This window comes from Vibrio sp. 10N.286.52.C3 (assembly GCF_041468865.1).
In the GTDB taxonomy this organism is placed as follows: domain Bacteria; phylum Pseudomonadota; class Gammaproteobacteria; order Enterobacterales; family Vibrionaceae; genus Vibrio; species Vibrio crassostreae_C.
The window spans coordinates 146,514-169,166 of record NZ_JBFRJM010000011.1 but is presented as its reverse complement, the minus strand read 5'-3'; the positions used below and the strand labels follow the sequence as shown (position 1 = coordinate 169,166).

Sequence of the window (22,653 nt, the reverse complement as noted above, 5' to 3'; positions counted from 1 at the left end):
TTACAGTTATAAACTGCACATACAAAAAAGAGAGCCTAGGCTCTCTTTTTTATTCAATCAATACAAGCAAGTGTATTACCTGCCAATCTTGTTCAGAAAGATTATCGATCTTCTTCTGGAAGCTTAACATTCAACTCTAACACTGAGATGTCGTCATCTTTGTGTTCAAAAGTCAGATCAACCATTGATGGATCGACCTCAACGTACTTGGCAATACACTTCAAGATGTCTTCTTTTAGTTGCGGCAGGTAAGACGGCGCTGGGTCGTCATGGCTGCGTCGTTCGGCAACAATGATCTGCAAACGTTCTTTGGCTAGGTTTGCGGTTGTCTTTTTCTGTGGTCTAAAAAACTCTAATAATGACATTGTGCATTAGCCCCCGAACAGTCGTTTGAAGATGCCTTTCTTCTGTTCCGTTAAGAAGCGGAAGTCAACTTGGCTACCCAGTAGTCGCTCTACAGTATCATTGTAAGCCATACCTGCGTCGGTTGCTTCGTCAAAGATAACGGGAACACCCTTGTTCGATGCATTGAGTACCGCTTGGCTCTCTGGAATTACACCCAGTAGAGAGATGTGCAGGATTTCTTCAACGTCTTCAACACTGAGCATCTCACCTTGAGTTACACGTGCTGGGTTGTAGCGAGTCAATAGAAGGTGTGTTTTCACTGGCTCTAAGCCGTCTTCAGAACGACGAGATTTAGAGTCAAGAATACCTAGAATACGGTCTGAATCGCGTACTGAAGAGACTTCTGGGTTGGTGGTTACAATCGCTTCATCAGCGAAGTACAACGCCATAAGAGCGCCTTGTTCGATACCCGCAGGAGAATCACAGATGATGAAATCAAAGCCCATTTCATCCAATTCATCAAATACACGACGAACACCATCTTTTGTTAGTGCGTCTTTATCACGAGTTTGAGAAGCAGGAAGAATGAACAGGTTCTCTGTGCGCTTGTCTTTGATCATCGCTTGGTTCAGCGTCGCTTCACCATTGATAACATTAACGAAGTCGTACACAACACGACGCTCACAACCCATGATTAAATCTAGGTTACGCAGACCGATATCAAAGTCGATAACTGCGGTTTTCTTTCCTTTTAAAGCCAGACCCGAGGCAATAGCTGCACTGGAGGTCGTTTTGCCTACCCCGCCTTTACCTGACGTTACAACGATAATGCGTGCCATTCTGTTTTCCTTTTATTTCTCTTATATTGCGAGGACATCAACGTGTAATACATCGTTTGCCATACTGAACATGGTTTTCTTCTGCCAGTACTCGCTTTCAATTTGATCGCTGAGCCAGTAATTTCCAGCAATGGAAACCAGCTCGGCTTGTAAGTCATTACAAATTATTTTTGCTTCAGTTTGACCACTTGCACCTGCAATCGCACGGCCGCGTAAAGTGCCATGAATATGGATGCTGCCATCGGCAATCACTTCCGCGCCTGCACTCACATGGCTGAGTATCAATAGATCGCCATCTTTCGCATAAACCTGCTGACCAGAACGAATAGGGGTTCTAATCACTTTGATTGGTGCCATTTTCGCTGGAGCTTGAGATGGCGACTTGCTTGCCGTCATCACTGCAAAACCGGCTTCTTTAGCGAGGTTTTGCATTCGCTTATCAGAACAGCCTGCCACACCAACCGGGATCATGCCCGCTTGAGATATACCATTTTTAAGTTGCACAAAATCGATATCGCCCGCGACTTTACTGATGTTGATAACAACAGGTGCGGCAGCGAAAAACGTAGGTGCTTGGTCTACTTTCTCTTGAAGAAAAGAGACTGCATTTTCGACTTGATCATCGGATAAGTGCAAAACAGATAGCGTAAAGCTGCTACCTTTTAGATCTGGGTTACTAGACATCGAAAAACTACAGGACCTCAATAGCGGATTAGTACAATTTCTTTATCAATAAAATAAAGGGCATTGCCTGAAACTAGGTTTATCATGTTATATTCCCAAACCAAGCACAGCAAGTAATCTTGTTGTCAAATGGACGTTTTGTTCCCAATATTTCCCTAACATAAACTATTGATCTCGCAAGTGAGAGTTTTGTAGTCATAATCAATTAAAAGGTTTGTCATGCTGTGTTCTATATATAAAAGCTCAAAGAAAGAAGGAACATACCTTTATATCCCTAAGAAGGATGATTTTTCACAAGTTCCTGACGCATTGATGCAAATGTTTGGTAAACCTAGTTTTGTAATGGTAATTAAAATGGATGGCCGTAAACTGGCTCAAGTAAACATCGAAAAAGTGAAAGAATCACTGAATACCGATGGTTTCTTTTTACAGGTTCCGCCACCACCAGTTAACGAACTTGAGCTTCATAAAGAGCGTAAAGCTCAACAGAAATCTCAAGACGAAGAGTGATAGCCACCTCAATTCAAGGAGGAGTGATCGTTGAGTAAATTTTCGAAAACCATATTGGCTGTGTCGGCATTACTATTGGGTAATAGCCTGACCATAAGTTCAGTACAAGCTGAAGAACTGAGCTTCGAGCAATATGTAGAAAAACTAAAACAACAAGGCCGTGAAGAAGGCATCTCTGAAGCGATCATTGATGAAGCCTTTGATGGTGTAACGTTTAAGCCAAGAGCGGTAAAAGCCGACAAAAACCAACCTGAGAAAAAACTGACTCTGGATGAATACATTCCACGAGCGGTTCCAGATTGGAAAGTGAAGCAAGCAAGGTCACTCTACAAGGAGCATTACACCGCGTTAAAGCGTATTGGTGATGAATATGGTGTTCAACCAAGATTCATTGTCGCGCTATGGGGCGTTGAGAGTAATTTTGGTAAGTTCACGGGCAATTACAGCGTTATCGACGCCCTAACGACCATGGCTTATGAAGGACGCCGAGAAGCTTTCTTCCGTAGCGAAGCGATGGCGGCATTGAAGATTCTTGATCAAGGCCATATTGCACCAAAAGAGATGAAAGGCTCTTGGGCTGGTGCGATGGGTCAACCTCAGTTTATGCCAAGCTCATTCTTAGCTTACGCCGCTGATGGCAGTGGTGATGGCAAGAAAGACATTTGGGGCACTGAAGAAGACGTATTTGCTTCGGCGGCCAATTATCTCAGCCAATCAGGGTGGGATGACAAATATACTTGGGGTCGTCAGGTTCATGTTCCGTCAACTGTGTCGATCGATTTACAAGGTCGAGACGAAGACAAAGCGAAATACTTAAAAGAGTGGTCTGAACTCGGTATTAAACGCTATGACGATCGCCCACTGCCAACACTTGATGAAGACATTAAAGCTTGGTTAATCATGCCGGATGATGAAACCGGACGTTCGTACCTCATTTATAACAACTACAATGTGTTAATGAAGTGGAATCGTTCTTACTACTTTGCTTTGGCTGTCAGCCACCTAGCCGACAGAATTAAGTTTGATTAATTGACCTAATTTGATTAATAGACTTAATCTGATTAATAGAACTAGGTCGCTTTGAATAGCATTTAGCCTACTATAGGCAGAACAGATTAAAGGACTCTTCGGAGTCCTTTTTATTTTATATTTCAGAGAGTTAATAAGGTGATTTTGTGCTAACAGATAGAGCCGCACAGATGGTGATATTCCATGCGTTAATCAAGCATGAAGGCTTTACCAGTGCAGCAAAAAGCTTGAATGTGTCGGTATCTCACATCAGTAAACAAATTGCTTTGCTCGAGGATTCGATAGGTATCAAGTTAGTGCAAAGAACCACACGCAGCCTTACGTTAACTGAAGCTGGAGAAGTGTTCTATCAGCATTGTGAGCAGCTGTTCAATACGGTGAAAGCGGCTCAAATGGACATGGATAGCCAGCGTGACGACATTTCTGGAATATTTCGTATAGGTTTGTCTCAGTCATTTGGCACACTGCATATCATTCCAGCGATTGACCAGCTTAGACAGCTTTACCCTCAGCTGAGAATTGAAGTGCATTTGTTCGATTACAAAGTGGACATGATTGAGGAGCGTTTGGATCTCTGGATCACTAACAATGAAGACTTGCCTGAAGGTTACATTGCGCAGCGCCTAGCCGACAGCCAGTTTGTGGTAGCCGCATCACCGGATTATCTGATTAAGGCCGGGACTCCACACGTGCCATCTGATCTGATTGACCATAACTGCCTCATCTACCGCAGCCGTGAACGTGATTACACGTCATGGGCATTTGATAACGGCCAAGAAAATCTCAGTGTTAAAGTGGCGGGCGATTATTCGGTGGATTTGGCTGAAGCGGTACGAGACGCGGCAGTATCAGGCTGGGGCGTTGCTTACCTAGCGACTTACTTGGTCAAAGAAGAGTTTAGAACGGGCAAGCTCATCCAAGTTTTACCGGAATGGCGAGCAAGTCAGCTGATGCCATTTTATGCCGTGTATCCGAGCCGAAAGAACATGCCGAAGAAGCTTTCAGCAGTGATTGAGTTCATCAAAGATCATATCGGATCGCCGACTTATTGGGACAAAAACCTCAAAACTTGCGTTGAACTGCACCGCTAACTGTTTCCCAATCTATAAATATAATTTCCATATGGAAAAAGTGTGTTTTTTAATCAAAGTTAATTATTAAAATTCAATGGCTTAGTGGAAGGGAATAATAAGGAGCGATTCAACCAACATCACATTAACAACCTCAACTTGCCGCAAACGATTTCCTCTATAGAATGCGTCGCTTTTCCTACCTACAACTTTTAGGTTGACGCACATGGCTTCCCTACTTGGAATTATCACTATTTTAGTAACCGCTTGGTTACTATCTACGGACAGAAAAAATATCCCGCTAAGAACCGTCTCTTTGGCTTTCTTACTGCAAATCTCATTCGCCCTACTGGTTCTGTATGTGCCAATGGGTAAAGAAGTGCTGAATGCAGCTACTGGTGCAGTGTCTAGTTTGATCAACTACGGTCAAGAGGGGATTAACTTCCTATTTGGTGGCCTAACGAATAACGGATTTGTATTCGCTATTAACGTTCTCGGCATCATTATCTTTTTCTCTGCATTGATTTCAGGTTTGTATCACATCGGCTTTATGCCAAAGGTGATCAACCTAATCGGCGGTGCTTTGCAAAAGTTCTTAGGTACAGGTCGTGCGGAGTCATTGTCTGCAACTGCGAATATTTTTGTTGGCATGATCGAAGCGCCATTGGTGGTTAAACCTTACTTGAAGCACATGACGGATTCACAGCTGTTTGCCGTGATGGTGTGTGGTTTAGCTTCTGTTGCTGGTGGTACGTTAGTGGGTTATGCATCGCTTGGTGTTGATTTGAACTACCTGATCGCTGCAGCGTTTATGTCGGCACCTGCTGGTCTATTGATGGCCAAGATTTTGGTACCTGGTAGCGTAGATGAGGCTCAAGAAAATATTGAGTCTGACGTTGAAATTCCACGAGCAACAAACGTCGTTGAGGCAATGGCAGATGGGGCAATGTCTGGACTTCGTATTGCCGTTGCAGTGGGCGCGACACTTCTGGCCTTTATCAGTGTGATAGCAATGCTGAATGGCTTGTTAGGTATTGTTGGTGGCTGGTTTGGCGTAAACCTAAGCTTCGAACTTATCCTAGGTTATGTGTTCGCACCCGTTGCATGGCTGATCGGTGTGCCGTGGTCTGAGGCTGTGGTTGCAGGCTCGCTGATCGGTAACAAGATCGTTGTGAACGAGTTTGTGGCTTTCATCCAGTTAATGGACGTAAAAGACGCACTGAGTGAGCACTCAAAAGCGATCGTTACTTTCGCGCTATGTGGTTTTGCAAACATCTCTACGATGGCAATTCTGATTGGCGGTTTGGGCAGCTTAGTTCCAGAGCGTCGTTCTTTCATCTCACAATACGGCTTTAAAGCAATTTGTGCGGGTGTGCTTGCCAACCTAATGAGCGCAGCGATTGCGGGCGTGGTGCTTTCTCTATAAGTAATCATTGGTGACTTATAAGCACTTTCTAACTGGGTCATAACCACCCAGTTAGCTAATCATGGCTTTGCTCCCCCTATAGTAAAGTGACTGATTAACCACAATAATATTCGCTTAGTATGATAAAGAGAGCCTATAGTGTAAGAACGTAGGCTTTCTTATTTCAGTGAATAAGTTTGTACCACAGGGTGTGGTACAAATGTTTAGGGGCACAAATGGATTTGTCGATCACTTCTTCTTTGGCGTTAATTGGACTCTTGTCCTTGGCTTGCCAGCTACTTGGTTGGCGTTTGCGTCTTCCCGCTATTCTTCCTTTGCTTATCGTTGGCCTGCTATTAGGTCCCGGTCTAAAGATCCTTAATCCTGATGCCATTTTTGGTGATGTACTGTTCCCGTTGATTTCATTAGGGGTCGCCATCATTCTGTTTGAAGGTGCATTGACTCTTAATTTCAAAGAAATCAGAGGCCATGGCCGCATGGTGACTCACTTAGTGAGTTTCGGCATGTTGATTACATGGGCGTGCATCGTGGTGGGGGCTTATTATTTTGTCGATTTCAGTTGGCCATTGGCGGCGCTGTTTGCTGCATTAGTCGTGGTGACTGGCCCAACGGTGATTGTTCCCATGCTGCGCAGCATTCAACCCAAATCTTCGCTAGGCAGTATCTTGCGCTGGGAAGGGATAGTGATTGACCCGATTGGCGCTCTGTTTGCTGTTCTCGTCTACGAGTACATTGTTTCTTCTGCCGACCCTACCGGACACGTTCTGTCAGCTCTGGGCCTGACGTTAGTCATAGGTTTAGGCTTAGGGATCATCGGTGGCCATTTGATTGCCAAGATGCTGCAAGGGCATTGGGTACCGCACTATTTACGTAATGTGGCTGTGCTGACGCTAATGTTGGCGGCGTTCTCGTTTTCTAATGATCTGAGTGAAGAATCGGGTTTATTAACCGTGACCATCATGGGGATCTGGCTTGCCAACGTGAAGGGCTTGGACATCGAAGACATCATCGAATTCAAAGAAACCCTGACCGTGTTACTTATTTCTGCGTTGTTTATTCTGTTAGCCAGTCGACTCGATTCGGGGGCTTTCCTTTCGATAGGTTGGGGCGGTATTGGGTTGCTAGCGGTGGTTATGTTGGTGGCTCGCCCGTTAAGCGTGTGGATCAGCGGGATCGGTACGGATCTTAATTCGGCGGATAAATGGTTTTTGAGTTGGATGGCACCTCGCGGGATCGTAGCAGCCGCGGTTTCTTCTCTGTTTGCGATAAAACTGCAAGAGAAGCAATTGATTGAAGGCGCAGATCTGCTCGTGCCCATGGTGTTCTTAGTCATTATTGGTACGGTTGTGATTCAGAGCTTAACCGCGAGTTGGTGGGCGAGAAGGCTAGGTGTGACTCAAGAGAAGGCACAAGGCGTTATCTTCTTTGGTGCGACTCAGTTTTCACGCCAGTTTGCCAAAGTGTTGGCGACACACAACATCAACAGTGTGCTTGCCGATACCAACTGGGAAAGCATTCGCTTAGCGCGCATGGAAAACTTGAATGTTTATTTTGGTAACCCAGCTTCGAGCCACGCTGAAAATAATCTGGAATTGGATGGAATAGGGCGTGCGATGATCGTGTCGCCTTATCGTCAAACCAACCCGTTAGTTAGCATGCATTACCAAGACGAGTTTGGTGCCAATAAGGTGTTTGAGCTTGAATCCTCAGAGAATAAACATGAAAGGCACCAAGTGAGCCGCGATGGCAATAGAAGTCTGTTTTCGGAAGGGATCACCTATTCTAAGCTTAACTCGTTGATGGCTCAGGGTAGCCAAATTAAAAGTACAGGTTTGACCGAGGCATTTGATTTAAAAGAGTTTAACGCTTTGTATCCTAAAGCCATTCCTCTTGGGGTGATTAATGGCGGTGATTTCCGTTTAATGACACAAGGATCTGAGTTGGAAAAACTCATATCAACGGAGTGTGAGCTTATTAGTTTATTACCGCCTTCTGAACAGACGGAAAAAGTCGAGACTCCAGATAAGTAGCAACGAGCACTTCATCAAAAGCGAGTCACCCCGTTGTAAAAACGAATAGCTAAGTACCAAAGCATCAAAAAAGCCGCAACGTTCATCACGTTGCGGCTTTCTAATTTTATTTATATGCGCTGCGGACTACTTCGAGTGAAATTGCTCGCAAGCGATCATGGTGTTCTCGATTAGGCTCGCAACCGTCATTGGGCCAACACCACCCGGCACAGGTGTGATGAAGCTTGCGCTTTCTTTCGCTACGTCGTATTCAACGTCGCCCACTAGTTTGCCAGATTCTAAACGGTTGATACCAACATCGACCACAACAGCGCCTTTCTTAATCCAAGCGCCAGGAATGAAGTTAGGCTTACCAACGGCAACTACAACAACGTCTGCTTGACGCACGTGACCTTCAAGGTCTTTGGTGAAGCGGTGACATGTTGTCGTTGTACAACCTGCTAGAAGAAGTTCTAGCGTCATTGGGCGACCTACAATGTTTGATGCGCCAACCACAACCGCGTGTTTACCACGTAAGTCGATGTTGTAACGGTCAAGCAGCGTGATGATGCCTTTTGGCGTACAAGAGCGAAGCTTAGGCATGCGCTGAGCCAAACGGCCGACATTGTATGGGTGGAAGCCGTCAACGTCTTTCTCTGGCGTGATACGCTCAAGAACGTGAGTGCTATCAATGCCAGCTGGTAGAGGCAGTTGAACAAGAATACCGTCGATCTCTGGATCGTCGTTCAGTTGGTCTACCAATGTTAACAATTCGTCTTCTGTCGCAGTGGCTGGCAAGTCGTAAGATTTAGATACGAAGCCAACTTCTTCACACGCTTTACGCTTACTTCCAACGTAAACCTGAGAAGCAGGGTCTTCACCCACTAAAACAACCGCTAGGCCCGGAGCGCGTAATCCAGCTTCAGTACGAGCTTTTACACGTGCAGCAACTTCGGAGCGAACCGTTTGAGAAATTAGCTTTCCATCAATATTTTGAGCAGTCATGAATTTCCTTAGTATTGATATTCAAGTTAGTGGCTGATGTTTTTGGCGCATTATTCCAGAAAATCTTTTTGATTACCATCAAGCAAACGTTTGCTTTGGTCTATTTTCCAACACTTATATGTTTGTTGGCCTTTTTTTACCCACTTAGATCAGAATGTTACATAAAGCCGTTGCTTTACTGATTCGAATTCGTATAATTCGTTCCTGTAGCGCGCCCTTAGCTCAGCTGGATAGAGCACCTCCCTTCTAAGGAGGTGGTCGAAGGTTCGAATCCTTCAGGGCGTGCCATTATTTAAAGAAACCCGATAACTCTCCGAGTTGTCGGGTTTTTTGCATTTTACACATCATAAAACACTTCTTTTCAAGCGCGACTCATTTTCTTCTGTTATTCGTTTCATTCGGCTTATGTAATAGAAAGTTAAAATTGTTCGTTTTTTGGGGTTTACATCATTTGGTAATAAAGCCACTATGAATTCACGAAGAATAGACAAGTAAAGCTATTAGCCAGTCGGTTTAGGAATCAAACCTTCTGCTCAATAGCTGATTTAGAGGAAGTAATGGCAGGAAACAGTATCGGACAACATTTCCGCGTGACCACGTTCGGAGAAAGTCACGGTATCGCACTAGGATGTATCGTAGATGGGTGCCCACCAGGATTAGAAATTACCGAAGCAGACCTTCAAAGAGATTTGGATCGTCGTCGCCCTGGTACTTCTCGCTATACAACGGCTCGCCGTGAAGCGGATGAAGTGAAAATCTTATCAGGTGTATTTGAAGGCCAAACTACGGGCACTTCTATTGGTCTATTGATTGAAAATACAGACCAACGCTCTAAAGACTATTCCGAAATTAAAGACAAATTCCGTCCTGGCCATGCTGACTATACCTACCATCAAAAGTACGGTGTACGTGATTACCGTGGCGGCGGTCGCTCTTCAGCTCGTGAAACTGCTATGCGTGTAGCGGCAGGTGCGATTGCGAAGAAATACCTGAAACAAGAATTTGGTGTTGAGATCCAAGCTTACCTTTCTCAAATGGGTGATATCTCAATTGATAAAGTGGATTGGAACGAGATTGAAAACAACGCTTTCTTCTGCCCAGATGCCGACAAAGTACCGGAATTTGACCAACTGATTCGTGACTTGCTAAAAGAAGGCAACTCGATCGGTGCGAAGATTCAAGTGGTTGCAACTAAAGTGCCTGTAGGCCTTGGTGAGCCAATCTTTGATCGTCTAGATGCTGACATCGCGCACGCTCTAATGAGCATCAATGCGGTGAAAGGTGTTGAGATTGGTGATGGCTTTGATGTGGTTAATCAACGCGGTAGTGAACACCGTGATCCATTAACTCCGGAAGGTTTCAGCAGCAACCATGCTGGCGGTATCTTAGGTGGTATCTCTACTGGTCAAGATATTGTGGCAAGCATTGCGCTTAAACCAACATCAAGCATCACTGTACCTGGTGACACAATCACGAAAGATGGTGAAGCAACGCAGCTAATCACGAAAGGTCGTCACGATCCATGTGTTGGCATCCGTGCGGTACCTATTGCAGAAGCAATGCTGGCTATCGTGCTGCTTGACCACTTGCTACGTCATCGTGGTCAAAACTTTGGTGTGACAACTGAAACACCACAAATCTAATTCTGCTTCTTTTTATTTAGAATAGAATTGGTAGAAACAAAAAAGGGTTGCTTCGTAATGAAGTAACCCTTTTTCACATTAGCAGGATTATTCGTCCGGTTAGCGACTATCGTCATTAAAGACAGCTAGCAGCTTAAGGCTCTTAATCCATTAATGCACTGAACTTTCAGGATCAAGCTGGAACGAAGGCAAACTCCATTTGAATCTTACAGCCGCCATGCGCAGCAAGTAACCAACTACAAGCGTCACAATTGTCGCCGTGACGTCGTTGATGCCAAGCTCAAGCAAACCTAGGTACAAACCTGAAGCGACAAGTGCGACAGAGGCATACAGCTCTTCATGTAACACCAATGGTGTTTGACGACAGATAAGGTCACGTAACAAACCACCAAAGATACCTGTCACTAATGCCGATACCATGCAAATCATCGGGTGCAGACCCATGGTCATCGCTACTTTGGTACCAATGATACTGAATACGATTAGGCCTAAGGCATCCAAGCGAATAAACAAACCTTTTAGCTTGATAACCCATTTCGCCAACCCGGTTGTAATAACACCTGCTATACAGGTGATGGCCAGATACTGAGGGTTTTCAACCCAACCTAAAGGGTAATGGCCAAGTAAGATATCGCGTACTGTACCGCCGCCAATTGCCGTTGCGCTCGCAACCAACATTACACCAAACCAATCCATTTTTTGTTTGCCTGCACTGAGAGCGCCGGTCATGGCTTCTGCCGTGATGCCAATGATATACAAAACACTTAGTAGCATTGCTGTAGCTCTATAATTTAGGTCTATAAACTCGAGTCTTATAGGCCTTAGGGATATAAAATGAAGCGCGAGTGTAGTAGTAAAAATGCTTGTTGACGAATGAATATTTGTACCGTGAATGGGCGTTTCAGATTAGCTAAACTAATCATTCACCTTAAAGTGGTGTAATCTGGGAATGGCAATCGATTGTCACTGCAAAGTATAATGGCGAACCCGATGTCATTACGCTTGATAGGGCTTTACCGAGCGCTGAAAAAAAAGCAAAATGCCCCAGTTATTTTTACTTAAATTTGATTTTATGACACACCAATACTCAGACATTATCGATATCTTCAATCAGACCTTTTTTGAAAGCTTTAATACCAAACTAGAGCTAGGGGCTGATGAGCCGATCTATTTGCCTGCTGATGATACTATCCCACACCATCGAATCGTGTTCGCACGTGGCTTTTACGCCTCTGCACTCCATGAGATCGCACACTGGTGCGTTGCTGGGCCTGAGCGTCGTTTACTGGAAGATTTTGGCTATTGGTATGAACCTGACGGTCGAACGGAATCGGTTCAAGCTGAGTTTGAAAAAGTAGAAATTCGCCCACAAGCGTATGAATGGATCATTGCGATGAGCGCAGGCTTTCCTTTTAATGTCAGCTGTGACAATCTACACGGCGATTTTGAGCCAGATCGTTTGGCCTTTATGAATAAAGTACATAGCGAAGTTATGGGTATCTTTGAAGTAGGCTTTCCGCCTCGCGTGAAAATGCTCTCTGAAGCATTACGCAGCTTCTACGATGTAGAACCTTTATGTGCTAGCCAATTTATTGTGAAATAAGAGAATATTATGATTATCGAATTTGAAGAAAAACTACTTGAAGTAATTGATGCTCGCATTGAAAACGCATCAGACGATGAACTGTTTGCTGGTGGTTACTTACGTGGTCATATTTCTCTTTCAGTGGCTTCATGTGAAGAAGAAGGCATTGAAGATGTGGCTGAAGTAAAAGCTCGTATTGAACAGAGCCTAGACGACGCTCGCTCTGAACTAACACCAGCAGACCGCACTATCGTTAATGACCTTTGGGTTGAGCTACAAAACCAAGCTTAATCTCGATGTATTAATACTATCCGCTCAGTCCCTTCCTTTCCCATTTTGCTGAGCGAACTGGTTTATTTGAGACTCGTTCGAAATTTTTGAATGAGTCCGTTCATTTCTTGTGATGGTTACATTTTCTTACTACGTTATTCTAATCCCACTTAACGGAATTACAGAAAGGTCACATCATGAAAGTTATCGCATTTGGCGCAAGCACAAGTTCTACCTCAATCAACAAAACACTAGCAACTTACGCAGCAAACTTGATTGAAGGTGCTGAAGTAAAAGTCCTAGACATCAACGATTACAATGTTCCTATGTTCAGTGAAGACACTGAAAAAGAGATTGGCCAAGCGGAAGGTGCTCAAGCATTCCTACGCGACCTAGCTGAAGCTGATGCGTTTGTTATCTCGTTCGCAGAACACAATGGTCACTACCCAGCAGCGTATAAAAACCTATTTGACTGGGCGACACGTATTGAGCGTTCAGTGTTTGGCGAGAAGCCGGCGGTTTACCTAGCGACTTCACCGGGCCCTGGTGGCGCACAAACGGTACTTGGTGCAGCGACAGGTTCTGCACCTTACTTCGGTGGCAACGTGCAAGCGTCAGTTTCAGTACCAAGCTTCTACGATAACTTTGATTTTGAGTCGGGCTCTATCAGCAACGAAGAGATTGCTCTACAGATTAAAGACGCGGTTGCTAAGCTGTAAATACTGCTCCATTTAGAACATCAGTTTAGATCAACACGAATAACAAAAAGCCCGAGCGACTTAACTTAGTCACGTAGGGCTTTTTAGCTTTTAACTTATTAGTTTCAGATATTCAGAAATTTCAGATGTTCAAAATAGCTGAACTAGAAACTACGGCTTTGATTTAGAATGCTTGTCAGCAACCCATCCAGCCGTTAATGCCTTACCTTTACGCAGTCTGCGTACCCACATTCGACTTGGGTGAATCGCCTCAAGCACATCAACAGGCAAGGGCAGCGGATCGCCACAGATCTGTGATGCTAATACTTCAGCCAATAATGGTGCAGAGCTCAAACCACGTGAACCCAGTCCGATAAAGCAATAAAGGTTAGGGAAGCTTGTTACCGTTTCTACATCCTCAACCGAGTCACGCTGCGGGTTGAAGTTGTGGAGATCTTGGTACTGCTCCTTAATGGCTTCAAAGTCACCAACGTTTCCGACAAACGGAAGGTGGTCACGGCTTACGCTTCGGATACCTTGGCGCGCTAAGTTGTCACTGGTATCGACATCTTTTGTCCATGCTTGGTCTGGTAGTGACCCATGTAGGCGCTCGCCATTGTGCTGCTGAACCTCAATATCAAATTCTTGGTCGATATTGGTTTTGTCGTAGTTCGCACCAATACAGTGATGACCATTGTTGGGGTTCTGTGGCGTCAAATAGCCATCAAAGCACAACACGGTTTTTAGCTGGCTGAGATTTTCCGTGGTCGGAATATGGCTCACTTGGCCTTTAACCGGAGTCAGTGGTACTGGCTGAGTTTGTTCAAACTGAGTGAACTTGTGTCCATTCGCGACAACCACTTGGTCGTGCTTGGTTTGAATCTCACCTTGAGGTGTATCCATCGTCAGTATCCATTGTTGTTCAGCTTCGAGCCACTCAAGTTGCGTTACTTGATGTTGATAGTGCGCGCTTACTTGGTTGTTCTCTTCTAACTTGCCAATCAAGCCTTGAGTCAGTTGCAGAGGGCTTAGCCAACCACCCAGCGGAAAGTAAACACTCTCTTTATCGACGGGTAAGCCAATCTTTTCGTTGGCTTGCTCTGGCGATAAACGCTGAATCAGGTCGGTGTGGAAGTTGCCTTCCAACATGCGGTTGAGCTTTTTAGTGGAGCCTTGATCCCACATCAAGATGTTCACGCCACACCAACTGTGATCAAATTGAATAGACTGAGCCGCTTGATTAATAAATTGACGAGCAAACAGTAATCCCGGGCCAAACACGCGAGACACGTTCGAGGTCGCTTCGCTTAATAGCGGGTAAATCGCACCTTGGTTGTTACCTGAGGCATTGCCCGCAGCTTGTGGATGTTCACAATAAAGGGTGATATTTTTACCACGACGGCTTAGCGTTTTGGCTAATGCAGCACTGGCGACACCACCACCAATGATCGCAATGTCTTGGGATTCAGTGTGTTGAGCGAGGCCATACCAAGGTTTGATGTTGGTGTGAGCGTGCTTTTCGCCAAGTCGGCCGGCGATCATTTCTCGCTTAGTACCAAAGCCTTTGACCTTTTTCATTTCAAAGCCAGCTTCAATTAAGCCACGGCGAACAAAGCCAGCAGCGGTGAAGGTGGCGCAGCTACAATCTTGCTTAGCGAGCTTAGCCATGCCGTTGAATAGGTTTTGATTCCACATCTCTGGGTTCTTGCTCGGAGCAAAACCGTCTAAGAACCAAGCATCAACCAAACCTTCACGCGGGGTTGGTACGTTGGGCATGCAATCTTTAATATCGCCAAACCACAAATCAAGCGTGATTGCACCGTCGCCCAGCACAATGCGGTGACATTCAGGTAGAGCAATAGGGTAGTGTTCTTGGAGTTGCGTCGCATACTCGGCTAATTCTGGCCACGATTGGTGTGCTTTGATGAGATCCTCTTTATTTAAAGGATATTTTTCAAAACTGATGAAATGTAACTCTTTGGTCATCGCTTGTGGGTTATCTTTAAGAAAAGCATCGAACCATTGCCAAACTGCAAGAAAGTTCAAACCTGTGCCAAAGCCGGTTTCAGCAATCACAAAGCGGCGTTGTTCATGTTCAAGCCAACGCTCTGGAAGGTGGTTTTGCTTTAAAAAGACGTAGCGAGTTTCTTCTAAACCGTTAACATTGGAGAAGTAAACGTCGTCAAATTGGTCTGAAACTGGCGTGCCAGACTCATTCCATTCCAGTTCTGCATTAGTAATTGAAGTCATAAAATCTATCATTTTGTGATTTGAAGCGATATGTTGGTAGGGATTGTACGAATTTCTAGGAAAGCTGACCACTTTTGTTAGGCTTCTTAGTTATCATCTAGCTGAATTTAGAATTATAGGAATGTCACATGAAACGAGTCGTAATCACCGGTATGGGTATTGTTTCAAGTATCGGTAACAACGTCGAAGAAGTTTTAGCATCACTGAAAGAGGGTAAATCTGGTATTACCGCTTCAGAGCAGTTCAAGGAAAATGGCTTGCGCTCTCAAGTATGGGGTAACCTAAAAATGAACCCTGCTGACCATATCGATCGCAAAAAAATGCGCTTTATGGGTGATGCAGCGGCATTCGCTTATCTTTCAATGGAGCAAGCAATTGCTGATTCTGGCTTAACTGAAGATCAAGTATCTAATGACCGCACGGGTATCGTTGCGGGTTCAGGTGGTGCTTCATCTCTAAACCAAGTAAACGCGGTAGACATCATCCGTGAGAAAGGCGTGAAGCGCGTTGGTCCATACATGGTTCCACGTACAATGGCTTCTACGGTTTCTGCTTGTCTAGCAACTCCTTTCAAAATCCGTGGTGTGAACTACTCTATGAGCTCTGCATGTGCGACATCTGCACACTGTATTGGTCACGCAATGGAGCTTATCCAACTTGGTAAGCAAGACGTTGTATTCGCTGGTGGCGGTGAAGAACTGGATTGGTCTCTGACTATGATGTTCGACGCAATGGGCGCACTTTCTACTAAGTACAACGATACGCCAGAGCTGGCTTCTCGTACCTACGATGCAGACCGTGATGGTTTCGTTATCTCTGGTGGCGGCGGCATGTTAGTTATCGAAGAGCTTGAGCACGCTGTTGCTCGTGGCGCAAAAATCTACGGTGAAATCGTAGGCTACGGCGCAACTTCAGATGGCTACGACATGGTTGCTCCTTCTGGTGAAGGTGCGGTTCGTTGTATGAAGATGGCGATGCAAAACGTTGATGGCGTTGATTACGTGAACACTCACGGTACTTCAACTCCAGTTGGCGACGTTAAAGAGCTAGGCGCTATCCAAGAAGTATTTGGTGGCAACAGCCCAGCAATTTCTGCAACTAAAGCGATGACAGGTCACGCTCTAGGTGCTGCTGGCGTACACGAAGCTATTTACTCAACGCTAATGCTAGATAACGGCTTTATCGCTCCAAGCATTAACGTTTCGAACCTAGACGAAGCTGCTGCTGGCCTAGACATCGTAACTGAAGCTCGTGATCAAGAGCTAACTACAGTTATGTCTAACAGTTTTGGTTTCGGCGGTACGAACGCAACGCTAGTAATCAAAAAGTACCAAGCTTAACTTAAGCTTGAGTTACAGAGACAAGGTTAATCGTTAAAGGGTTGCGCTAGTGCCGATTCAACACGCACAGGTCACCCAGTAATAATGACCATCAGAACAAAGTTTTTAGACGCAGGTTGGTAAACGTGTTTTTTGAACATAGTTTTTAAATCTGGGTTTTGAGATTGAAAGGTTTCCAGAGCTTGACCAGTACTGACTTTGGTTAGTACTGGTTGAACAGACGCAAGACTCTGTCTCCTGGAGAGCGAGATAGGATCCTTTTGTTCTGGATGTTTGCCCGATTGTTTATTCAATCGGGCATTTTTCGTTTTAGCCGTTTGAGATTTGGGTATGGAATCTTATGCCTGTTGTTTGTGCAGACTCAGTGATTCAGCCCTTTATTTATAATGTATTCCAATTGCTACTCGACACCGTGTGTGGAATTTTGCACAATCATTTCAATTCACATTTAGGTCGATAGACCCCAACAAAAGTACTCGCCAAATGAAAATCTTAATCGACGAAAATATGCCTTACGCTGAAGCGCTTTTTAGCCAGCTAGGGGAAGTGACAATGAAGTCTGGTCGCACACTTACTGCTGACGACCTAGTTGACGTAGACGCATTGATGATTCGCTCTGTTACCAAGGTAAACGAGTCATTGATCAGCAAAGCCAATAAGCTGAAGTTTGTCGGTACTGCGACGGCTGGTATGGACCATGTTGACCAAGAATTGATGAAAGAGCGTGGCATTTTCTTTACTGCGGCGCCTGGCTGTAACAAGGTGGGTGTTGCTGAGTACGCATTCAGTGCGATGATGGTGCTTGCGCAACAGCAAGGCTTCTCTGTTTTTGATAAAACGGTTGGTATTATCGGCTGTGGTCAGGTAGGTAGCTACTTAGCGAAGTGCCTTGAAGGTATTGGTATCAAAGTTCTGCTGAACGACCCTCTAAAACAGCAAGAGGGTGATACTCGCGAATTTACTGAGTTAGAGACTTTGCTTGAACAATCAGACGTTATTACATTACACACGCCAATCACTAAGACGGGTGAGTATCCAACGCATCACTTGATCAGTGAGCAAGTGCTGAACAACTTACGTGCTGATCAAATCCTGATTAATGCAGCTCGCGGTCCTGTGGTTGATAACCAAGCGCTAAAAGCTCGCCTGCAAAAAGCCGATGGTTTCACTGCAGTGCTTGATGTGTTTGAGTTTGAACCTGAAGTCGACTTTGAGCTTCTTCCGTTACTCGCTTTTGCAACGCCTCACGTAGCGGGCTACGGTTTAGAAGGTAAAGCGCGTGGTACCACGATGATCTTCAACAGTTATTGTGAATTTTTAGGTACTGAACAGCGTGCGTATGCAAGCGACTTATTGCCGACAGCGCCTGTACCTCAAATGAAATTAGATAGAGCTTGGGATGAAGCAACACTGCACAATTTGACTCAGTTGATCTATGATGTGCGCAAAGACGACGCCTTATTCCGTCGCAATATCGTTACGCCGGGTTCTTTTGACAAGATGCGTAAAGAATATTGGGACCGCAGAGAGTACAGTGCAGTCGAGTTAACGGGCGACGAATCTTGTAATTTAACGCCGTTATCTAAACTCGGTTTTATGGTAAAGCCAACTTTATAAAAGAGAGAAACAATGAGCCAAGAATTTAATATTGCTATTTTAGGTGCGACTGGTGCGGTTGGTGAAACCATTCTTGAAGTACTTAAAGAGCGTAAATTCCCTGTCGGTGAAATGCACTTACTAGCAAGTGAACGTAGTGAAGGCAAAACTTCCCGTTTTAACGGCAAAACAATACAAGTACAAAACGTAGAAGACTTCGATTGGTCTCAAGTACATATTGCGTTTTTCTCTGCAGGTAGCGAGCTTTCAGAGCGTTGGGCTCCAATTGCGGCTGATGAAGGTGTGGTTGTCATCGATAACACATCACGCTTCCGTTACGAATACGATGTTCCTCTGGTTGTGCCTGAAGTGAACCCTGAAGCGATTGCTGAGTTCCGTAACCGTAACATCATCGCGAACCCTAACTGCTCGACTATCCAAATGGTAGTAGCGCTAAAACCAATTCACGATGAAGTGGGCCTTGAGCGTATTAACGTTTCAACTTACCAATCTGTGTCTGGTGCAGGTAAGCCAGGTATCGATGAGCTAGCGGGTCAAACGGCTAAGCTTCTTAACGGTATGCCAGCTGAAAACTCAGCGTTCTCACAACAAATCGCTTTCAACTGTATACCTCAAATCGATGAATTTACAGAGAACGGCTACACGCGTGAAGAGATGAAGATGGTTTGGGAAACTCAAAAAATCTTTGCTGACTCTTCAATCACAGTGAACCCGACTTGTGTCCGCGTACCAGTATTTTACGGTCACGCAGAATCTCTACACATTGAAACTCGCGCACCAATCGGTGCAGAGCAAGTGGTTCAGCTTCTAGAGAACACAGAAGGTGTTGAAGTATTCCAAGCGCTAGACTTCCCAACTCAAGTTCGTGATGCAGGTGGTAAAGACCACGTAATGGTTGGTCGTATTCGTAACGACATCAGCCATCACAGTGGCGTAAACATGTGGGTTGTCGCTGATAACGTTCGTAAAGGCGCAGCAACAAACGCAGTTCAAATCGCTGAAGTTCTGATTCGCGATTACTTCTAAGCTTTATTGCTTTGATAAAAAAGCCTCACTCTTTAGTGGGGCTTTTTTAATCGATTAAAAATATTGTTAGTCAAATTGTGTGAAATTGCTGCGAATATTGTTGCTGCAACACATTTTTTGTTTTCATCTCTATAGTTTTACGTCATTTATCCGATATATTTAATAGATCATCACTTTTCCGAATTTAAGCACCTAGCTGAGCCTTTTATGTTTCAAATTTTCAAGCCGTGGTTAATGCCTTTTGCCTTTATCATTGCGACTCAGATTTCCGTTGTTCGTGCAGATTCCATTCGAGTTGTAGGGCCTAATGGCCAGATACAATCAGCGCCTACGTTTTCAGAACCACTTCAAAGAGCGCAATCAAATAGCGCTGAGCCTTCACGTTTCTATGGTCCAACTCGCGGCTCAGAAACATTGTGGTCTATTGCCTCAAAGTTACGCCCTGATAACTCCGTTTCAGTCCAACAAACTCTGTTGGCTATTTATCGCTTAAACCCACAAGCGTTTGAAAACCAGAATATCCATAGCCTGCTGCCTGCGAGCAATCTACGCGTGCCTTCTTTAGAGCAAGCACGTGCAAGCTCGACGCAGCAAGCTATCAACATCATGAACTCACATCTTGCTAAGCTTGATGCTCCTGCAAGTAAGCCTGTCGCTTCAAAACCCAAAGCGCCGAGTTCTGATGCAAAAAATGTTACTCCTGCTAAGCAAGTAAGCACTACTGAAACTGCTAAAAAGCCATTGTCTCCAACTCAATCATCTCTAGCTCAATCTGCACCAACCCAAGAGATGAACAAGTTAGAGAAGCAGCTAGAGCTTTCAGAAACTGAACTGCTGTCACTTGAAGAGAAAAATCACCAACTTCGTTTGATGTTATCGAATGTTCAATCGGAAGTGGATGAGCTAAAAACAGAGCTCAGTGATGAAGACCGCATTCGTAGCGAAGTGGAAAAGCTGCTTGATGAAGAGCGCAGAAAGAACGCCGAAATTGAAAAGATGGCACCAAGTGTCATGGACGAACTGTTATCGAATGGTTGGTTAGTGGCGGCTCTTGCGATTATTCCAGGTCTGCTCATTGGTTTGATCGTTGTGATGCTGTTAGGCCGTCGTTCTAAAAATGATGAGCAACAGCAGACGACTCAAGAACAACCGCTCCAGCCAGAACCAAGTACCGTTGCACCTATTACATTGGGCGACGAGATGGACGACCTTAACGAGCTGTCTTTAGATGATGACTTGTTTGGTACGGAAGATGACGCCAACAAGCTGTTTGACGATCAAGCGCTAGCCGAAGAGGATGATGTCTTTGCTGGTTTAGATGAATCTGATCTCGATTTCAATCTAGATGGTGAAGACGATGACCCATTTGCTAGCATTGGCGAAAACGGTGATTTAGACACCAACTTCGACGATCTAGATTTAGACAGCAGCAACGGCATTAGTGTTAATGGCGAAGAGAAAGCGCTTGGCCTTGAAGAGATGGAACGTGCGCTAGACAAAACAGCGGAAAGCGCCGTCGATACTGATGATGTCGACTTTGATCTTTCTGATGATAACGCAATGTCTGCTGATGACATTGAAGCTTTACTATCTCAAGAGTCTGAAACTGAAGATCTCGGTTCCAACGAGCTAGACCAATCTTTATTAGATGATCTGTTTGCTCTTGATGACGAAGATGACGACAGCTTCGATATTGATGCTCTGATTTCGGAAGAGCAAAGTGATTCGCCTTCTAGCACTGAAACACCAGCAAGCGATGATTTTGACATCGATGCGCTTATCTCTGAGCAACAAAGTGAGACTAAGCCTGTTGATTTGAGCAATGACGATTTTGATATTGATGCTCTAATCTCTGAACAACAGTCCCCTGAGCCAGCTTCACCGACAGCGAATGATGATATTGATGACATCTTTGCCCAAGTTGCTGCTCAGAACGATCAAGCGAATGACCCTTTCAACCTCGATAGCGACGATGAGATTGCCACTAACCTAAACAGTGGTTTGGCGTCTGATGATGATATCGAAAACATTCTGTCTCAGTTCGATAAGCCCATCGTAAATGAAGAACCTCAAGACAGCGTTGATCTGCTTGATGAGCAACTGGCAGGCGATGACGTAGACCTAAGTAACTCGACAGACCTTCTTGATGAGATGCTAGGGGACGATTCGGATGATGAGTCTGAAAGCGAACCTCTTGGCTTTGATTCTCTGTCTGAGCTTGAAGAGCTTTCTGGTTTATCGACCGATGATGAGCTAAACATCGCAGAAGACAGCACGGAAACCTTGGATGAATTAATAGGTGACTCTGACGACGATGATTTCGAACTCGACGCCGAAAGTACCGACTTATTGGATGATTTCCTTGATAGTGAATTGTCAGATGATGAGCTTTTAGCGGATGCATCAAAATCAGAATCTCTAGACCCATTTGATGACTTACTGACAAGTGGCATTGAAGACGAGCTTGAATCTGAAGATAAGACGTTTGATAAAGAGTTAGACGCAGCCTTTGGTTTGGACAACGCCAATGAGGAGCCTGAAAAGGACTCAGACGTTGAGCTTACTCCGTTAACCTCTGAAGGTGAGCCTGAGCAAGATCCGGACATTAGTGAAACACTACAACCTGAAGTCGTTACTGATGAATCGTTAGATTCGGAACTGATTCAAGACAGCGCTGACGTTAAGCCAGAAAATGATGAAGCCTTTAATCGTGATGGTTTTATCGATGATTTGTTCGGTGTTGCACCAGCAACGGATGCTTTGCTTGATGACTCGCTAGAAACAACAGACGAAGCGTTGATTGATGAGTTAATGACTTCTGATGACAATGATTTGTTGTCAGCAATAGAAGAGCCTGTTGAACCATCAATTGAAAATACGGTTGAATCAGAGCAAGCGCCTCTTTTAAACAGCAACGAAGTATCAGCGCAAGAAACCGCATCATCGGTGGAGGATGATAAATTGGATATCGACTCGCTGTTATCTGAGAATTCTGATTTTGATAAACCAGATTTTGAAGAGCGAGTTCAAGAAGAAAGCGCACAACAAGAATCTGAGCCGAAAGGAACCGACGTCCAAGAACAGCGTGAAGACATTGCTGCTAGCTCTGAAGAGCAAGCTTCGCCATCCTCTTTAAATGATATCTCTGAAGATGATGAAGAGACGGTTGAAGACTGGCTAGCTGAGGCTATCGACGATGTAGAGTCGCCAGCTAACGTTACCTCTGATTTTGACTTTGAACCGAAAATCCAAGGTAGCGATCAGCTTGAAGATGTCGTTGAATCCTTGCCAGAGCCAGAGCCAGAGC

General features: G+C 44.8%; 19 protein-coding genes and 1 tRNA gene. 14 read left to right on the top strand and 6 right to left on the bottom strand.

Annotation, left to right across the window (positions count from 1 at the left end):
- Positions 1 to 101: 101 nt before the first annotated feature.
- From minE to minC, 3 genes are read right to left on the bottom strand one after another with little or no spacing between them, the layout of a single operon-like run.
- Entirely contained in the window at positions 102 to 365 is a 264-nt protein-coding gene (gene minE / locus AB4138_RS04935) for a cell division topological specificity factor MinE (protein WP_010436847.1), read from the bottom strand.
- Between the two features lie 6 nt (positions 366 to 371).
- On the bottom strand, positions 372 to 1,184 hold the full coding sequence (gene minD / locus AB4138_RS04930; protein ID WP_009848498.1) for a septum site-determining protein MinD: 813 nt from the start codon (positions 1,182 to 1,184) through the stop codon (positions 372 to 374).
- 21 nt (positions 1,185 to 1,205) lie between these two features.
- Entirely contained in the window at positions 1,206 to 1,868 is a 663-nt protein-coding gene (gene minC, locus AB4138_RS04925) for a septum site-determining protein MinC (protein ID WP_017063419.1), read from the bottom strand.
- 219 nt (positions 1,869 to 2,087) lie between these two features.
- On the opposite strand from minC, the gene AB4138_RS04920 reads away from it, so the two are divergent.
- From AB4138_RS04920 to AB4138_RS04900, 5 genes are all read left to right on the top strand, one after another.
- Positions 2,088 to 2,378 (top strand): YcgL domain-containing protein, encoded by a 291-nt coding sequence (locus AB4138_RS04920; protein ID WP_017062372.1) that lies wholly within the window; start codon positions 2,088 to 2,090, stop codon positions 2,376 to 2,378.
- 30 nt (positions 2,379 to 2,408) lie between these two features.
- Positions 2,409 to 3,407: a lytic transglycosylase domain-containing protein gene (locus AB4138_RS04915; RefSeq protein WP_017062371.1), complete on the top strand. Its 999-nt coding sequence runs from the start codon at positions 2,409 to 2,411 to the stop codon at positions 3,405 to 3,407.
- A gap of 170 nt (positions 3,408 to 3,577) precedes the next feature.
- Positions 3,578 to 4,498: a LysR family transcriptional regulator gene (locus AB4138_RS04910; RefSeq protein WP_004734177.1), complete on the top strand. Its 921-nt coding sequence runs from the start codon at positions 3,578 to 3,580 to the stop codon at positions 4,496 to 4,498.
- A gap of 205 nt (positions 4,499 to 4,703) precedes the next feature.
- Entirely contained in the window at positions 4,704 to 5,903 is a 1,200-nt protein-coding gene (locus AB4138_RS04905; protein WP_372074388.1) for a NupC/NupG family nucleoside CNT transporter, read from the top strand.
- Positions 5,904 to 6,118: 215 nt separating this feature from the next.
- Positions 6,119 to 7,933, top strand: coding sequence for a cation:proton antiporter (locus AB4138_RS04900; RefSeq protein ID WP_372074389.1), 1,815 nt, complete (start codon positions 6,119 to 6,121; stop codon positions 7,931 to 7,933).
- 126 nt (positions 7,934 to 8,059) lie between these two features.
- On the opposite strand, the gene folD is transcribed toward AB4138_RS04900, so the two are convergent.
- Entirely contained in the window at positions 8,060 to 8,917 is an 858-nt protein-coding gene (gene folD / locus AB4138_RS04895) for a bifunctional methylenetetrahydrofolate dehydrogenase/methenyltetrahydrofolate cyclohydrolase FolD (RefSeq protein WP_017062367.1), read from the bottom strand.
- 211 nt (positions 8,918 to 9,128) lie between these two features.
- On the opposite strand from folD, the gene AB4138_RS04890 reads away from it, so the two are divergent.
- Both AB4138_RS04890 and aroC read left to right on the top strand, forming a co-directional pair.
- A tRNA-Arg gene (locus AB4138_RS04890) sits at positions 9,129 to 9,205 on the top strand.
- Between the two features lie 269 nt (positions 9,206 to 9,474).
- On the top strand, positions 9,475 to 10,560 hold the full coding sequence (gene aroC / locus AB4138_RS04885; RefSeq protein WP_017062360.1) for a chorismate synthase: 1,086 nt from the start codon (positions 9,475 to 9,477) through the stop codon (positions 10,558 to 10,560).
- Positions 10,561 to 10,710: 150 nt separating this feature from the next.
- Here the strand turns inward: aroC and AB4138_RS04880 are convergent, their stop codons facing one another.
- Entirely contained in the window at positions 10,711 to 11,334 is a 624-nt protein-coding gene (locus tag AB4138_RS04880; protein ID WP_372305165.1) for a trimeric intracellular cation channel family protein, read from the bottom strand.
- A gap of 298 nt (positions 11,335 to 11,632) precedes the next feature.
- On the opposite strand from AB4138_RS04880, the gene AB4138_RS04875 reads away from it, so the two are divergent.
- The 3 genes from AB4138_RS04875 (at position 11,633) to AB4138_RS04865 (ending at position 13,134) form a co-directional block, all read left to right on the top strand.
- Positions 11,633 to 12,163: an elongation factor P hydroxylase gene (locus tag AB4138_RS04875; RefSeq protein ID WP_017063424.1), complete on the top strand. Its 531-nt coding sequence runs from the start codon at positions 11,633 to 11,635 to the stop codon at positions 12,161 to 12,163.
- A gap of 9 nt (positions 12,164 to 12,172) precedes the next feature.
- Entirely contained in the window at positions 12,173 to 12,436 is a 264-nt protein-coding gene (locus AB4138_RS04870; protein WP_017063425.1) for a YfcL family protein, read from the top strand.
- A gap of 176 nt (positions 12,437 to 12,612) precedes the next feature.
- A complete protein-coding gene (locus AB4138_RS04865) occupies positions 12,613 to 13,134 on the top strand; it encodes an NADPH-dependent FMN reductase (protein WP_017070306.1) in 522 nt (173 codons plus the stop codon).
- Between the two features lie 150 nt (positions 13,135 to 13,284).
- Here the strand turns inward: AB4138_RS04865 and mnmC are convergent, their stop codons facing one another.
- Positions 13,285 to 15,363 carry a bifunctional tRNA (5-methylaminomethyl-2-thiouridine)(34)-methyltransferase MnmD/FAD-dependent 5-carboxymethylaminomethyl-2-thiouridine(34) oxidoreductase MnmC gene (mnmC, locus tag AB4138_RS04860; protein ID WP_372305162.1) on the bottom strand — a complete coding sequence of 693 codons (2,079 nt, stop codon included), beginning with the start codon at positions 15,361 to 15,363 and terminating at the stop codon, positions 13,285 to 13,287.
- Positions 15,364 to 15,491: 128 nt separating this feature from the next.
- Between mnmC and fabB the strand changes: the two genes are divergently transcribed.
- The 4 genes from fabB to AB4138_RS04840 form a co-directional block, all read left to right on the top strand.
- Positions 15,492 to 16,703, top strand: a complete 1,212-nt coding sequence (gene fabB, locus AB4138_RS04855; RefSeq protein WP_017062353.1) for a beta-ketoacyl-ACP synthase I — start codon at positions 15,492 to 15,494, stop codon at positions 16,701 to 16,703.
- Between the two features lie 483 nt (positions 16,704 to 17,186).
- A complete protein-coding gene (locus AB4138_RS04850; protein WP_017062351.1) occupies positions 17,187 to 18,320 on the top strand; it encodes a 4-phosphoerythronate dehydrogenase in 1,134 nt (377 codons plus the stop codon).
- A 12-nt stretch (positions 18,321 to 18,332) separates the two neighbouring features.
- Positions 18,333 to 19,346, top strand: a complete 1,014-nt coding sequence (locus AB4138_RS04845) for an aspartate-semialdehyde dehydrogenase (protein ID WP_017062350.1) — start codon at positions 18,333 to 18,335, stop codon at positions 19,344 to 19,346.
- A 207-nt stretch (positions 19,347 to 19,553) separates the two neighbouring features.
- Positions 19,554 to 22,653, top strand: a 3,100-nt coding sequence (locus AB4138_RS04840) for a FimV/HubP family polar landmark protein (protein WP_372305160.1), incomplete at its 3' end; no start/stop codon positions are given.

What these genes read in the sequence shown, in the direction of transcription:
- minE (WP_010436847.1), bottom strand. Translation starts at nt 365, where the DNA reads ATGTCATTATTAGAGTTTTTTAGACCACAGAAAAAGACAACCGCAAAC.
- minD (WP_009848498.1), bottom strand. Translation starts at nt 1,184, where the DNA reads ATGGCACGCATTATCGTTGTAACGTCAGGTAAAGGCGGGGTAGGCAAA.
- minC (WP_017063419.1), bottom strand. Translation starts at nt 1,868, where the DNA reads ATGTCTAGTAACCCAGATCTAAAAGGTAGCAGCTTTACGCTATCTGTT.
- AB4138_RS04920 (WP_017062372.1), top strand. Translation starts at nt 2,088, where the DNA reads ATGCTGTGTTCTATATATAAAAGCTCAAAGAAAGAAGGAACATACCTT.
- AB4138_RS04910 (WP_004734177.1), top strand. Translation starts at nt 3,578, where the DNA reads ATGGTGATATTCCATGCGTTAATCAAGCATGAAGGCTTTACCAGTGCA.
- AB4138_RS04905 (WP_372074388.1), top strand. Translation starts at nt 4,704, where the DNA reads ATGGCTTCCCTACTTGGAATTATCACTATTTTAGTAACCGCTTGGTTA.
- AB4138_RS04900 (WP_372074389.1), top strand. Translation starts at nt 6,119, where the DNA reads ATGGATTTGTCGATCACTTCTTCTTTGGCGTTAATTGGACTCTTGTCC.
- folD (WP_017062367.1), bottom strand. Translation starts at nt 8,917, where the DNA reads ATGACTGCTCAAAATATTGATGGAAAGCTAATTTCTCAAACGGTTCGC.
- aroC (WP_017062360.1), top strand. Translation starts at nt 9,475, where the DNA reads ATGGCAGGAAACAGTATCGGACAACATTTCCGCGTGACCACGTTCGGA.
- AB4138_RS04880 (WP_372305165.1), bottom strand. Translation starts at nt 11,334, where the DNA reads ATGCTACTAAGTGTTTTGTATATCATTGGCATCACGGCAGAAGCCATG.
- AB4138_RS04875 (WP_017063424.1), top strand. Translation starts at nt 11,633, where the DNA reads ATGACACACCAATACTCAGACATTATCGATATCTTCAATCAGACCTTT.
- AB4138_RS04870 (WP_017063425.1), top strand. Translation starts at nt 12,173, where the DNA reads ATGATTATCGAATTTGAAGAAAAACTACTTGAAGTAATTGATGCTCGC.
- AB4138_RS04865 (WP_017070306.1), top strand. Translation starts at nt 12,613, where the DNA reads ATGAAAGTTATCGCATTTGGCGCAAGCACAAGTTCTACCTCAATCAAC.
- mnmC (WP_372305162.1), bottom strand. Translation starts at nt 15,363, where the DNA reads ATGACTTCAATTACTAATGCAGAACTGGAATGGAATGAGTCTGGCACG.
- fabB (WP_017062353.1), top strand. Translation starts at nt 15,492, where the DNA reads ATGAAACGAGTCGTAATCACCGGTATGGGTATTGTTTCAAGTATCGGT.
- AB4138_RS04850 (WP_017062351.1), top strand. Translation starts at nt 17,187, where the DNA reads ATGAAAATCTTAATCGACGAAAATATGCCTTACGCTGAAGCGCTTTTT.
- AB4138_RS04845 (WP_017062350.1), top strand. Translation starts at nt 18,333, where the DNA reads ATGAGCCAAGAATTTAATATTGCTATTTTAGGTGCGACTGGTGCGGTT.